The organism is Mucilaginibacter sp. BGA-UO-ETr-C110 (genome assembly GCF_059567985.1).
Genome location: NZ_JCAQPB010000002.1, coordinates 4,555,483 through 4,570,468 on the forward strand (window position 1 = coordinate 4,555,483; position 14,986 = coordinate 4,570,468).

The 14,986-nt window shown below is 43.2% G+C and carries 11 protein-coding genes; 9 read left to right on the top strand and 2 right to left on the bottom strand.

The window, feature by feature from the left end:
* Positions 1-44: 44 nt before the first annotated feature.
* Both AC57BQ_RS19635 and AC57BQ_RS19640 read left to right on the top strand, forming a co-directional pair.
* On the top strand, positions 45-830 hold the full coding sequence (locus AC57BQ_RS19635; RefSeq protein WP_496407877.1) for a LytR/AlgR family response regulator transcription factor: 786 nt from the start codon (positions 45-47) through the stop codon (positions 828-830).
* Positions 831-952: 122 nt separating this feature from the next.
* Positions 953-1,522 (top strand): sugar O-acetyltransferase, encoded by a 570-nt coding sequence (locus tag AC57BQ_RS19640; RefSeq protein WP_496407878.1) that lies wholly within the window; start codon positions 953-955, stop codon positions 1,520-1,522.
* On the opposite strand, the gene AC57BQ_RS19645 is transcribed toward AC57BQ_RS19640, so the two are convergent.
* The gene (locus tag AC57BQ_RS19645) at positions 1,500-3,941 is read right to left on the bottom strand and encodes a TonB-dependent receptor domain-containing protein (protein WP_496407879.1); all 2,442 of its coding nucleotides are present in this window, start codon (positions 3,939-3,941) and stop codon (positions 1,500-1,502) included. The genes AC57BQ_RS19640 and AC57BQ_RS19645 overlap by 23 nt on opposite strands.
* Before the next feature lie 309 nt (positions 3,942-4,250).
* Between AC57BQ_RS19645 and AC57BQ_RS19650 the strand changes: the two genes are divergently transcribed.
* Entirely contained in the window at positions 4,251-7,190 is a 2,940-nt protein-coding gene (locus tag AC57BQ_RS19650) for an endopygalactorunase (protein WP_496407880.1), read from the top strand.
* Between the two features lie 285 nt (positions 7,191-7,475).
* Here the strand turns inward: AC57BQ_RS19650 and AC57BQ_RS19655 are convergent, their stop codons facing one another.
* Entirely contained in the window at positions 7,476-8,087 is a 612-nt protein-coding gene (locus tag AC57BQ_RS19655) for an FMN-dependent NADH-azoreductase (RefSeq protein ID WP_496407881.1), read from the bottom strand.
* 914 nt (positions 8,088-9,001) lie between these two features.
* On the opposite strand from AC57BQ_RS19655, the gene AC57BQ_RS19660 reads away from it, so the two are divergent.
* From AC57BQ_RS19660 to AC57BQ_RS19685, 6 genes are all read left to right on the top strand, one after another.
* Positions 9,002-9,433 carry a hypothetical protein gene (locus tag AC57BQ_RS19660; RefSeq protein WP_496407882.1) on the top strand — a complete coding sequence of 144 codons (432 nt, stop codon included), beginning with the start codon at positions 9,002-9,004 and terminating at the stop codon, positions 9,431-9,433.
* 49 nt (positions 9,434-9,482) lie between these two features.
* Positions 9,483-10,076, top strand: coding sequence for a penicillin-binding protein activator LpoB (locus AC57BQ_RS19665; RefSeq protein ID WP_090472599.1), 594 nt, complete (start codon positions 9,483-9,485; stop codon positions 10,074-10,076).
* Positions 10,077-10,195: 119 nt separating this feature from the next.
* A complete protein-coding gene (locus AC57BQ_RS19670; protein ID WP_496407883.1) occupies positions 10,196-11,626 on the top strand; it encodes a COG3014 family protein in 1,431 nt (476 codons plus the stop codon).
* An 844-nt stretch (positions 11,627-12,470) separates the two neighbouring features.
* Complete coding sequence (locus AC57BQ_RS19675) at positions 12,471-12,899, top strand: DUF1801 domain-containing protein (RefSeq protein ID WP_496407884.1); 429 nt, start codon at positions 12,471-12,473, stop codon at positions 12,897-12,899.
* A 290-nt stretch (positions 12,900-13,189) separates the two neighbouring features.
* Positions 13,190-13,729: an RNA polymerase sigma factor gene (locus tag AC57BQ_RS19680; protein ID WP_496407885.1), complete on the top strand. Its 540-nt coding sequence runs from the start codon at positions 13,190-13,192 to the stop codon at positions 13,727-13,729.
* An 86-nt stretch (positions 13,730-13,815) separates the two neighbouring features.
* Positions 13,816-14,856 (top strand): FecR family protein, encoded by a 1,041-nt coding sequence (locus AC57BQ_RS19685; RefSeq protein WP_496407886.1) that lies wholly within the window; start codon positions 13,816-13,818, stop codon positions 14,854-14,856.
* The last annotated feature ends 130 nt before the right edge of the window (positions 14,857-14,986 follow it).

Consider the following 14,986-nt stretch of genomic DNA (forward strand, 5'->3'; position numbering starts at 1 on the left):
ATTTTAGCAAATTATTAATTATTTGATATCATAATACCTGCATTATGAATAACCCTTGTCAACTATCTGTTATTATTGTTGAAAATGACCAGGCCGACGCGTCTACATTAAAACAATATATTTCCCGTATTCCGTTCCTGAATCTGTTAACGGTTTGCCGGACAGCCATCGATGCATTGGATCTGATCTATATAAAAAAACCGGATATCATTATAGTGGATGTAAATCTGCCAATGATGTCAGGGTTGGAACTCATCAGCGGGCTAACATCGCAAAAACCACAGATCATCCTTACCTCTTCCCATCAGCAATATGCTTTTAACGGCTTTGAACTTGATGTAACCGACTTTTTGCTGAAGCCCTTTGATTACCAACGCTTCATTAAAGCTATATGCAAGGTTAAACAAAGGCATTATAATTTAAACAGCGATATAAGTGTCAAAGAATTGATGCCTAAGCGTAACAACATGCTGGAGGACCTGAACACAAGTACAGCCACGAAGAGCCTCTCGAAGGAAGAACGGTTTATATGGGTTAAGGTAGATAAGAAAATGATGAACCTGAATACTTCCGAAATTGTGTACGTTGAAGGGCTAAGGGATTATGTGAAAATTCATTTAGCTAAAATGAACTACGTAGTAAACTTAACCATGACCAAAACCGAAGAACTCCTGGGCAACAGCAGCTTTATTAGGGTAAACAGGTCTTTTATTATAAATAAGTCATTTATCATTTGTGTTAAAGGCAACACCATCGAAACCAGCTTAAATAATTCTTTACCTATCGGGGTAAATTATAAAGATGCTGTGAAACAATTGCTGTTTAACTAAATCCTTCTCAAACCCCAATCAAAACCTATTTTATAAAAGCGCCCCTGGTAATTATACCAGGGGCGCTTCTGTTTAAGAAATCTTATGCAAGCTTTTATCTTTGGGTATCAAATTAACAATTCATGCCGGATAAGGACAGTACCAGGATAATTTACAACAGGACGCCGGAATCGGCAGCGATGTCGGCAAACGTTAAACGGGCGATGGCGATCACCACCAAACTTAACCGATTGACGTTCAACGATGCGGACGAGATCAGGGCCTTGTTCAGCGAACTTATTGGTAAAAAGGTGGACGATAGTTTTCTACTCATCCCGCCATTTTATACTGCCGGTGGCGACGAAATCCGCATGGGGCATAATGTCTTCATCAATCAGAACTGTACCTTTTATGACCTTGGCGGCCTCTGTATCGGAGACGATGTAATGATTGGACCCAACGTAAGCATCATCACCACTGGGCATCCACTTGAACCATCGCAACGCCGCAAGGTCACCATTGGAAAGCCCATCGTGATTGAGCGAAACGTTTGGATCGCCGCAGGCGCAACGATTATCGGCGGAGTAACGGTAGGCGAAAACTCGGTTGTGGCCGCCGGCGCCGTAGTTACCCTGGACGTTCCCCCTAATACGCTCGTCGGAGGAAATCCGGCGCGGGTCATTAAGGAAATTATTGATTCAAACCATTCTTAACCCGGTCGCCTTCTTCAGTAGCTTTTGGTTCGTTTTTCAGGTTACCGTTGATGGACTGGTTACCGAACGAATACGTGACTCTAAAATTAAAGTAGCGCGTATTGGTAAATTGCGATAAGGAGTTATGCAGGTTTAAATAGTTAACCGTTAAAACATCCTTTCGACCACGATAGATGTCATAATAATTCACATCGATGGTCAGTTTCTTTTTCAGGAATTCCTTTTTCAAACCCAGATCCAGCGAACTGAGGGCATTAACCTGGTAAAAGTTAAACACCGATGGCGAAGTATAGAAGAAGGCCGTGTTAAAATAAAAACCCGGACTAATAGTAAAGGTACTTACAAAGTTATTGGTAAAGTTTATTTTATTCCGTGTAAATGACCCGCCAGACAGTTGCGATTCATAATGATCATGCAGCACGGTGCTGGAGTTTTCCAGCGTCCACCAGCTGGCCACTTTTAAAGGAAAATTCAGATCGAAAGAAATATTCCTCTTTTTATCCAGGTTAAGTGGCGAGTAGGTTAAAATGTTGGTTTCGGAATTTAAAACCGGCAGTTGGGTAATGATGTTCTTTTGGGTCCTGTAACTCAATGACATATTAACGGAATGAATGGAGTACTCTACTTTAAAGTTATTGTAAGTACTTGGATTTAAAAAAGGATTACCGCTTACATAAGTATAGGGGTCAATAATAAACACAAAAGGGTTCAGGTCGCGATAGCTGGGTCTGCTTATTTTTTTGGCGTACGAAAGGGTAAGCGTTTGTCCCGAACCCCATTTTTTATACAACTGGGCGCCTGGCAATACATTGGTATAATTTTTTGTAAAGCTTTGCGATGCTATAGCCGCGGTACCTGTTGAACGTGTATCCTCTACCCGTGTACCCACCTCTAAGGTGGCAAAGCCAAAGTCATAATCTAAATTAAAGTAGTACGCGTAAATCTTTTCATCGTACTTAAAATCATTGGTTTGGCGGGCGGCATTAATTACGGCATTATTCCTTACCGAGTCGCTTACCAAACCGTCTTTGGTTGTACTGTTGTTAAACTTACCACCTAATTGCAGGGTTACCGCTTTTGACAAGGCTGTCGAGAAATCGGTATTTACGTTAAAAAGATCAATGGTTGATCTGGCATCATTGATGATCCCCGAAGTGTTAGTGGGCGTATTTACATTTGAACTGATGGTATTTTGATTTTGAGTAAGATCATAACGGCCCAGGTTTGATTCCAAACTAAACTTAGTGCCTTTGTTAAAAGCATGCTCATAATTAACCGTGTAGGTGGAGTTTGTTGCATCGGTTTTGGTTAAGCCGGTGGTATTGATGAGACTAACCAATTGGTTGTCATCCGCGGTGCTGCCCAAAAATGTTTTGGATACGCTGTTGGGCTCCTGGGTTGTTTTCAGGGTGTTGCCCCGGTAATATACGCCAAAGGTATTAGCGGTATCTATATAATACTCCAGGCCGGCGTTATAATAAACCAGCGTGGGTTTATTTTTAATGAACGATTTGGTATTGAGCAAATAATCCTGCCCATCCTGGTTATAATAACGGTTACCGGTGATATCTGTAAAAGCAGGGGTCCATATTCTGCCGGCTGAGGCGGTAATGGTGAACTTTTTCTGCTTAAAGCTAAAGTCGCCGCCAAAGTTAAACTGGTTGTACTTGTTCCGGGCATATTCTGTGTACAGCGAAGTATTATAGCCGGTTTCTTTCACTTTGTTTTTCAGCACAATGTTGATGATCGCTTTTCTGTCGCCCTCATATGATGAGTTTGGATTGCTGATGATCTCAATTTTTTCAATGTTATCATAAGGGATAGATTTTAGCTCCTCCAGGCTTAAGGGTGTTCTGCGGCCATTGAGTAAAATATCGGGTTCCACATTCCCGTTTATTTTAAATGAACCGTTGAGCAAAGCCACGCCCGGCGCTTTTTGCAAAACATCAAACGCCGTATTTGACGATGCGAAGATCTTGCTTTGGGCATTGATCTCCATTTTTCCGGGTTTATTAGAAACCAGCTGTCTTTCGGCCTTCACCTGTACTTCGCCAAGCTGATTTAAATTGGGTATAAGCCTTAATACCCCTATATTATGCACAGATGTGGCACCGGTGATCTCGATGCCCGCTTTATCCAGTATTTTATAGCCCAGGTAAGATATATTAATGCTATAGGTCCCTTTTTTAAGCCCCTTGATGGTAAATTTACCTGCCGAATCTGTTTGGAGTGATTTTATATTATTGGGATCTTCAGAACTAATCAGTTTTACGGTTGCCAACTCAACCGGGGTATTATTTGAATTATCAACAACGGAGCCGGTGAGCGTTAAGCTACCCTGGGCCTTCAGCGTTAGAGCAGTAAATTCAAATAGTACAATAAATAATAATGTGAGCAACCTGATTAGTCGTTTGTTCATAGATAGTAGGTGTTATAGTATTATTTGATGATACTCTATTGTAAAGTCTCATTTCTTCCTAATTTAGTTTAAAGAAAATCCAACGCTTAATTTTTTCGATGAACTCACCTATAGTTTCGATATATGTTATATTTATTTATGACGAGTTTAATTGGGATATCAAGGATAGCCAGGAACGGGGCAATTGTTAAAATAGATGAATAGTTAGGCAATATTTAATGAGCCGGGTGTCGTAAATTCCTATTTATTTGTATAGGCTGATTTCGCCCCAACAGCCTCCGGTTTCCGGGACCACCTGATATAAACGATATGACCAAGCTATCTGTAATAAAATTTGCGCTTCTTTTGTGTTTCGCTATGCCGGCTATAGTCGCCAATAGTCAAACACAACGTGTGGGTACCCGCATAACCTTTGGCAAAAATGCCAAAAACATCGCCCGGATAACCAACGACTCCCTGGTGTTGATTAGCGGTACTACCTACCTGTTCACGGTGGATACGCCCGAAGACCAGGGACTTATCTCCACCAAAGTAAGCGTAAGTGACCTGCCCTGGCAACTGGCTTCTGCCGATGGCTCTGTCCAGAAATACACCATTACCGATCAGAACGGCAAGGCAAAAACTGATGGCGATATCCAGACCGGAGATAAGTTGGTGGTAACCTCAAAAGGGGCATCCACCAAAACATATCATATTGCTATTAAACCCATGGCGCTTAGTGGCCAGCTAAGTTTAGATCATACAGCCATAACCGCCAATGCCAGCCGCGATGTGGTATTGTATTTTACCGCAGGGCAACGCAGCCCGGATGCTACTGTAAAGGTTTATATCCCGGCGGGTATTCATGTTACTATGGCCAATACCACCGTAAATGTTATTGGCCGGGGCGATGTAAAACTAAGCGGCCTGCCCACACAATCCATCGGGCGGGTTGGTACAAAATATTCCTATTTCAAAGTTGGGGAAGTAGCTATTTCCGGATCGGTGAGCAGCGGTTCTGTCATCACCTTCCGTCATCTCGACCTGAGGCCTGCAAATGGTGCCGATCTCAAGATCACAATCAGCGGCGTAAATCTCAAAAAAGCAGGAAAATATCCATTCAGGGCTGTATACAGTACTTCTAAGCCCGAGATACTGACAAGCCCCGGCACGGGTTCCGAAACGGTGGTGTTAACCGCTACCCATACCATCTCTGATTTGGTGCGGATTCCCGACACTGCCATGAGCTACCGCGAAACACCGGCTATGTATACAACAGCAAATTTTAAATGGGCGCAGGGTGCAAATGCTTCGGGTATACAATTGATGCAATCTACGGATAAGGGCAAAACATGGTCGGCAGCAATGGCCAAAATTGATCCCAAAGCAGCCACCGCTTCGGTTCAGGGCTTATCTCCCAATAAATTGTACAGCTTTAAATTAAAGATTGGGAGCGGCACACAAAAAGGCTATTCAAACCCGGTTTCATTTTACTCGGGTAAAATGGACATCAAATCCTTTGGCGTTACAGGCAGCGGTACAGACGATACCGAAAATATCAACAAAGCTATCGCCTATATCAATCAATTGGGCGGCGGCACCCTGTTATTTACCCAGGGTACTTATATGGTACGTACCGTTCACCTCCTGAGCAATGTTTACCTGTACCTGGAAAAAGACGCCATCATCAAAGCCCTGAAAGGGGGCGATGCCCCGGAATCAACCTGGTTTAGCGACCGTAAATACCGCTCGGGCCTTTCTCCTACCGATGCTGGCCCCTATGCCGATCCCGAAAACTACATGACCAAGCAGGATGTGGGTCACCATTATTTCAAAAACGCCATGTTTTTTGGCGAGCGGCTCGACAACGTAAAAATTATAGGCAATGGCCAGATCAATGGCAACGCCAACCTGGTTAACGGCGATGGCGTCATGAAAAACGCACCCGACAACCGTTGCGATAAAATGTTTTCGCTTAAACTTTGTACCCATATTGAAATTGGTGGTATTTATCACCCCGAAGATCTGTGGTATGATGAAACCAAAGACGAGCCTTACTATATAGGCAGTAATGGGACAAAGAATTTCGATAGCGACCATATGCTCCAGATCGACCGCTCCGGGCATTTCGCTTTACTGGCTACGGGGACCGATGGCATCAACATTCACGATACCTACATCTGCAAAAACAACCAAACCAATGTGCGCGACGTGTATGATTTTATGGAGTGTAACAATGTAACCGTCACCAATATATTCTCCCGGGTGAGCTCCGATGATGTGGTAAAACCCGGCTCCGACTGTTCGTTGGGCTTTACACGGCCGGCCAGCAATTACCTGGTGCGCAATATTATTGGCGATACCAATTGTAACCTCATCCAGATAGGTTCTGAAACGGTTGATGATATTACGCAGGTTTATGTGGATAATATTTATGTACTGGGCGCCAACAAGGCCGGGTTCTCCATATCTACCAATGATGGGGCCCATGTAAAAGATGTTTACCTGAACAGTGGTCGCACAGGTCCCATTCGGGAGCGCTCTAAAATGTACCGGGCCACCACACCGTTTTTTATATCCATCTCCAACCGCGGGCGTGTTATCGGCGCCGAGGCCGGCAGGTATGTATTTACAGAAAATGGTAAAAAGCACGACGAGCTACTGATTAAAAATGTAAACATTGGCCAGGTGGAAAACATTAACCTCAAAGGCCTGGATGTGTATGAGGTTTATGGCGGCAGTTCATATGGCGGTAAAAAGAAACCATACGATGGCACCCAGCGCAAAGCCTCGCCCATTATTGCGGGGTATAAGCTGCCCGATAATGCCGATGTTACCGGCGGCCTGGATTTTAAACTGCCCAATGGCCTGCATACAGGCTATATTAAAAATGTAGTTTTTGACGATGTCCATTTCCTGGTAAAAGGAGGCAACCCGCTAACGGACACTGCTAGCGCTCCGGCTGAATTGGGCGTAGGGCAATATAATGTGGCCGATCTGAAGATCCAGCCCTCCTACGGACTTTGGGCCAGGCATGTGAAAGGGATCTCGGTCAATAATTGCACATTCAATTACGAAAAACGCGACAGCCGGTATGCCCTGTTTTTTGATGATGTGATCGGTGCCAGCATCAGCAATATAAAAACGGTACGTGCGCAGGATAACCCTAAGGTGATTGGCACCCAAAAAGCGCAAAATGTACAGGTGTTTAATTCGGTTTATTATAATGATACCTGGGGAAATGCTCCGGTAGCGCTAACAACATACTAAGGGTGTCACCCTGGCAAAAAGCCCGGGCCCTGTGCGATTCCTTCCCTCGGGAAGGGGAGGAAGGGGTTTCATCGCTATGTAAACTTGCATCGCGCATAGTCGACTCACCCGGTCTCCGCTTCGCTGGACCACCCTCTCTCCGGCTTTGCCGCAAAGAGGGTAAAGAAATAACTATGTCATTGCGAGGAGGAACGACGAAGCAATCTCCTCGCGTTCAATATGCAAGCGAGGAGATTGCCACGCTACGCTCGCAATGACATAATTTATTATTACTACCCCGCTGCCTTAATAAGCATACTCCTCAACAGCACCCAAAGCTTTGGGCAAAGCGGTTTCTTTGGTTTCGCCTCTGAAATGTCCTTCTACCCGGAAAGCGGTTATATCCGTAAGACCAATTAAACCGAGGGCAGTTCTCAGATACGATTCTGTAAAATCATAACTTTTCATAGGTCCTTCGGAGAATACCCCTCCTGAGGCGATAGCCAGGTAAACCTTTTTGTTTTTTACAAGTCCTTCCGGTAAACCACCTTCTTCATAACTAAAAGTAACACCACGTCTGATAACATGATCTATCCATGATTTTAATGTAGATGGGATAGCAAAATTATACATCGGCACACCAATTACAATAACGTCTGTATCCTTCAATTCGCTTATCGCCGCGTCGGAGTGTTTGATAGCCTCACGATGCTCGGCTGTCCGCGCTTCATCCGGCGTATAAAACGCGGTAAGATGTGATTCCTCCAAATACGGAAATGGATTTTTGGTCAGATCACGAGTTTGCACAGTACTGCCGGGATAAGCAGCGGATAGTTTTTCCAATATAGCGCCTGATAGCTTGTTGCTGAAGGATTCGTTTCCGTTAACGCTCGAAATGATATTCAGTATCTTTTTCATTGTTTCTTATTTTTTTGTTTGATCAAAGGTATTTACTATTGATATACAAAGGATACTACTATACTAAAGGATAGTAGTATCCTTTAGTATAGCGACAAGCCGGAGGGATCAGAAAACGCAGTGATTATATCGGGGGCATGTGCGATTCCTTGGGAGGAAGAGGTTTCTGCATCATATAAGCTTGCATCACGCATAAACCCCTCCCAGCCACAACACCATCCATCCGCACCCCTCCCGTGGGGAGGGAACTGGAAAATATCCGGCCCAAACCTCAGAATCCTCTGCGAGACACCTTTTTCTTCCCCTCAGCAGATAAGCTTCGGGCAAAATCGGACAGAACAATGGTGGCCTGTGCGGCTGCAGGGACATAGCAAGTTTTTGCTGAAGCGCGGGAAACGAGCGAACGAAGTAGCGCAAAATAATTGCAGTCCGTGGTTCTGTCTGATTTGCAGAGTAAAGGCATTGTGCGGCAAAGAAGCCTCTCTGCTGAAGCCTTTATTCGCCTATTGTTTATTTTTTATTGGTGCTCATTATCTCGCTTCGCTCGGTCTTGGTTACTTTTGTGGCGACAAAAGTGACTGGCCCTCCCGCGGCCAAGAGCGGGTATACGATTTGCATTATTCGCCCTGTATAAAGGGGATTGCTTCGTTCCTCGCAATGACGTGACGGAATCGAAATACGTACCCGCCCATGGCCTTTCAATCAAAATTTATTTACAACCCCCATTAATCCATTCCCTCCAATTCAAGTCTGATAGAAAAAGCATATCTCCATCAAAATGGCAGAGGCGCTTTTTTATTCGTTTATATATGATCGTTATAGTTAAAAAACGTTAAATAAATGACTGTACGTCAACTTTCTGTAGGTACATACGATTTGTTTTTACTTATTTTTGCTATATCTAATTTAAAGTCATGCAAAGGAAATTAATTATCATTGCCAGCTTACTGATAGGTAGCTTTTACAGCGGCGTAGTACACGCTCAACAAACAACTGCTTTAGAACCTGATCAAAATCCAAGATATTTGGAAAGTCAGTATAAATATATGCGTGGAGCCGACAGCCTGAACAGTCTGCACGGAACCACTATTCAAAATACCTATAAAGCTTATGACTGGTACGAGGCCAGATTGGAACGCCGCAGGCAAAACCGCGAATGGCGCCATCAGGAACGTATGAACGGTTATGATTACTCACCATCATGGAGCCTTTATGGCGGCTACTCGTACCCCTACAGTAATTGGGGCTGGAATAGCGGCTGGGGCGGTAGCTGGGGCAACCGTTGGGGCGGCCATGGCCGTGGTTGGGGCGGACGTACCAGCGTTGGAATAGGATTTGGCTGGTAACAATTCACATAAAATACAATCTTACTATATAAAACCCCGAACAATACACATGAAATTCAACAAATTTATAGCCGTTGCTGCCCTTGCAGTTTCAGGAATGTTAGTAGCCTCATGCTCCAGACAAGTAACACGTGTTAGTACAGACGAAACTATCGATATCAGCGGAAACTGGAACAACAGCGACTCGAGATTAGTAGCAGCCGACCTTACCGATAAAATATTAAATGCCAACTGGATCAATACACACCAACAAGAGCACCAGGGTAAAAGACCGGTAGTTATTGTGGGCTTTGTTCAAAACAAAAGCCACGAACATATTGATGCCGAAACATTTGTAAAAGATGTGGAAAGCGCATTTATACAAACTCAAAAAGTACGTTTGGTACAGGGCGGCAAAAAACGTGATGAGTTACGTGCCGAAAAAGAAGATCAGCAAACCAATGCTACCGTTTCGAGCATGAAAAAATTCGGTTTGGAAAACGGTGCCGATTATATATTGCAGGGTTCTATCAATTCTATTGTTGATGCGCACAAACGCCAAAAAGTAGTTTACTACCAGGTAAACCTGGAACTGACCAACATCCAAACCAACGAAGTAGTTTGGATAGGCGAAAAGAAAATAGCCAAATACGTTAAAAACTAATCTACTTTTAGTATCAAGTAGTTAGTATCAAGTATCAAGATTTTTTGAATACTATTTATATAGCTTTTTGAAGCTGTCTTGATACTTGATACTAACTACTTGATACTAATACCTTCACAATGATAAACCTCCGCAAGTATATTCTCCAGGCATCGTCTGTTATAGGATTGATGCTTTTTTTGTCAGGCTGCGCATCTTATAATGACCGTATTCTTCCGTATTATAAAAATGTTTCGGCCGGGAATTACAAAGCGGCCGAGACTGAGCTTGACAAAAACAGCCTGATTCAAAAACCCCGCAACAGGCTCCTTTACCTCATGGAAAAAGGAAGGATAAGTCAGCTGAACGGAGAATATAAAAACAGCAACCAGTATTTTAATGAGGCCGATTCGCTGTTGGAGCAAGGCATGACCAGTGCTGCTGATGAAGCCGTTGGCGCGCTGGTAAACCCTATGGAGCAACGCTATAAAGGCGAGGATTTTGAGAAATTCATGATCCATTACTACAAAGCGCTCAACTACATGTATCTGCACAATACCGAAGATGCCATCGTAGAAGCCAGGCGCATTAGTTTACAAGCACAAGTACAGGGCGATAAGTTCAATAACAAGGATAGCCGTTACTCAAACGACGCCTTTTCGCTCATGCTACAGGGTATGCTTTATGAAAGCAATAACGATGTTAATAACGCATTTATATCGTACCGTAACGCTGCCGAGCTATACCTAAAAAACCCGGATAAAACCTATTATGGCACTACTATGCCGCTTGGATTGCAACAGGATGTGATCCGTACGGCAAATCTGAATGGCTTTACAACAGAGGCGGATCAATTTGAAAAAACCTTCGGCATCAACAATTACGTGCTGCCCAAACCCAGCGAGGGCGGCGAGCTGATCCTTTTTTGGGAAAACGGTTTGGCCCCGGTTAAAACCCAGGTCGATTTATTTTTCAGCCTGATCAGGAATGATAACGGTGATCTTTTCTTTACCGACGCTGCCGGGGGCATAGTGGTTCCTTTCAATTATAGCGGCGACAGGTATAAAGTAAATACCAAATCGGTAGAAAGCCTGCGGGTGGCCTGGCCCAAATACGTGGCACAAACCCCATATTATTCGGGCGCGGTAGTCACCAATAATCAACAGCAGATCCCGTTTGAAAAAGCCGAGGATATTAATGAACTGGCCTTTAAAACATTACAGCAACGCACATTAAAAGAGATCGGTAAAACACTCTCCAGGCTAGCCGTAAAAAAGATAGCAGAGTACTCGGTACGTGCCGCCGCTAAAGACAATAATGGCAATACCAACTCCTTATTACAGGGCATAGGCTATGGTATACAGCTGTATAGTCTGCTCTCGGAAAAAGCCGATACACGTAACTGGCAAACCCTGCCCTCGTACATTTCATACGCGCGTATACCATTGCAAAAAGGCGAAAACCAGATCAGTCTTACTTTAAAAAACAGCCACGGCGCCGACGAAACCAAAACCATCAAAGTAAACGGTACCGGCAGGCTCCAGTTTTATAATTATCCATCATTAAGATAAAAAGGCTTTAAACCGGAATTGACTCACCCGATCTACGCTTCGCTGGATCGCCCTCTCTTCGGCTGACCGCAAAGAGGGATAGAGAAAATCCTTTCTTCTTATTTCTCCTCCGTCAGCAGTTAAGCTTCGGGCGAAAGCGGGCAGAACAATGATGGCTGGTGCGGATGCGGGGCATAGCAAGTTTTTGCTGAAGCGCAGGTTGTGGGAACGAAGTAGGGCAAAATAATTGCAGCCCTGGTTCTGCTCGATTTGCAGGGCAAAGGCCTTGTGCGCAAAGAAGCATTTCTGCTGACTTGATTTTTGGTTACTTTGTATCAAGACAAAGTAACAGCCTTAGCGGCAATTGAGCGCTCTACGATTTGCATTATTCGCCCTGTACAGTATGCGATTGCCACGCTACGCTCGCAATGACATGGTTTTAATTATGATTTACTCCTTCCTTTTGGTGAACTATCATTGCATATCCCAAACATTTTTTGTATACTTAAGTACATCCAAACACCAGCCCTGCTTACTTGAATATCGTAAGCAGGGCTGTTTGGTTAAAGGGATAAAAGGCTCAAAAATCAGAACTATTTATACGCAATATCATGACAATCAATCATATAATACTTTTTAAAGCTTTCAAAACCTGTCTAAAATTTGTTAAAAAGTGTTAAAATCGATAGTTATGAATGAGTTTTGAGCAGTTTTCGACACGTTTTCACCTCGTTTTTGATGAGAAAAGTGTTAAAATAAAGGTTTAAAAAGTTTTCTGCTGATTGTGGCTGTTTGAATTTTATAATTATCTTTAATTAAGTTGTGGCGAACTTCAGAAACCTGTCACCTTCAACATATCACACCCATGGCCGAAAACAAAACCAAAGAAACCACTGCCAGTGTAGCCGAATTTCTAAATTCGGTTACCGATGAAACCAAACGTAAGGATAGTTTCAAACTGGTACAGATCATGGAAGATCAAACCGGACTAAAAGCCAAAATGTGGGGACCCGCTATAGTTGGCTTTGGCAGTGGGCATTACAAATATGCAAGTGGCCGCGAAGGCGATATGCCGCTGGTAGCCTTCTCCCCGCGCAAAGCCGAAATATCCCTTTACCTGATGCAGGACCCAATTGAGAAAGAAAAACTGCTTGCCAGTTTTGGTAAATACAAAGCCGGGAAAGGCTGCATCTACATCAAAAAGTTGCAGGATGTTGATGAAGGTGTACTCCGGGAAATGATCACCGCCACGGTTAGCTATGTAAAAAGCAAATATTGCGCATCAGTATCCTAAATAGTTAAACGCTTAATTTGGAATCTCATTTATTTTATCTTCTTTTGAACAAGGGTTCAGGGAGTTATCCTGACTGAAACACCAGACCCTTAATGCAGGTATGCAGCGTATGCCGGCGATAAACCAATTTTGAATACCAATTTATAGGCACTATTGCTGAATTTATAAAACACCTCGAAGAGGCTGTTAGATGTTGAATTTTGAGCTTTTAAAGCTTAACAATAACTTAACTTATAAAATTAAGCATAGTAATACCTTAGTTATATTATTGCCCCTATTGATTATTTATAATGGATGATATAGAATTACTGTCGCGGGTAAAAGCAGATGACAGGGAAGCCTTCAATTCCTTATTTCTAAAATATTATCCATTATTATCTGATTTTTGCCGGTTTTTAGGCATAAACGGCGATGATGGAGAGGACATTATTGCCGACGTTTTTTTAGACATCTGGGTAAAACGGGAACGTTTGCATATCCATACCTCCTTAAAATCATACCTGTACGGCGCTGTAAAAAACAGGGTTTACACCCTAAAAGGCAAAAATCAAAAAATGCAGCTACTGCCCGAAGAGTACGCATCAGATAAAGCTATCAGCGATCACCTGCGCCCGGATGAAATGCTTTTCAGAAAGGATCGCCGCCTGATGATCGAGCGTTTTGTTGATGAATTGCCCGAACAGGGCAAGCTTATTTTTTTAATGAACTGGCAACACCAGCTTGACTACCAGGAAATTGCCGAAATTTTAAGCATCTCGCCCCATACGGTAAAGACACATATTTACCGATCCGTAAATTATTTCAGGAAACGCTTGCTTTTTGTTAAGTAATTGGCACCAATATTAACATTATGTTAAATCGTAAAAACATGTAATCGAATTATGCCTTTTTGAATACTTACTTCAAAATGGCATACATGGATGAACATCATTACCTACTGATCATAGGCTACCTGGAGGGAAGGATAACCGAAGAGGAAACCCAGTATTTATTACAAAAAGTTCAAACAGACAAGGAATTTTCCGACGCGTTTGAAGATATAGCCGAGATCTGGTCGGCAAAAAAGGCTATACCCAATAATAGTGGTAAAGCTAATGAAGCATTAGCCCGTTTAAATAAAAAGATAGATGATCTGGAGGCAGGAGCGCATATCCGTAAAAACGGATCAGCAAAAACAGGGCATCAAAACTCCATTATCCTAAAACTACGCCCCATACTGGCCATAGCTGCTTCGGCGCTGATTTTGGCAGGTGCCTTTTGGTTATATAAAGCCAAACTTAGTACCAAGCCGGCCGATACCCTGGCCATGGCCGAAAAACATACCGCTCCCGGCGAAAAGAAAAAGATCGACCTGCCGGATGGCACCACGGTTACGCTTAATTCATCAAGCAACCTGCGTATCGCTAATAGTTTTGGTGATGATAAACGGGAAGTGTACCTGGAGGGTGAGGCATTTTTTGATGTAAAAAGAGATCCGCAAAAACCATTTATTGTACATACCGGCAAAATAGCTACGCAAGTACTGGGCACGCATTTCAACGTTTCGGCTTACAAAAACGACAGTAATATTACCGTATCACTGGTACAGGGCAAAGTTCAGGTGGATATGAATAATGATCCATCCAAGCGTATCATCCTTGATCCGGGTAAACAAATGATCTATTCCAAAAGCAATCATCAGGCCCATGTTGCCGATTTTATGACTGATGATATTACCGGCTGGAAAGAAAACAAACTGGTATTTAACTATGACAGCTGGCCCGATGCCGCCAAAAAACTAAGCAGATGGTATGGCGTACCTGTACTATTAAAAGATAGCACCCTGCTGCGCTGCAAGCTAAAAGGCACTTTTGATAATATCCCGCTGGCTAAAGTGATGGAACAGATCAGGATGGTAGCGGATGTATCATGGCAAATGCAAGGCAACAAGGTGATCATATCCGGTAAATGTAACTAAACACAAGAAAGGTAATTTTAATGAAATAAGAAAAACCATAAAACAACAACAGGCAGCATGATCAGATCATACTACCTGCTCCGTAATCAGGTTCTCGCCAAAGGACCCAATTCATTTAGTAAAACAATCT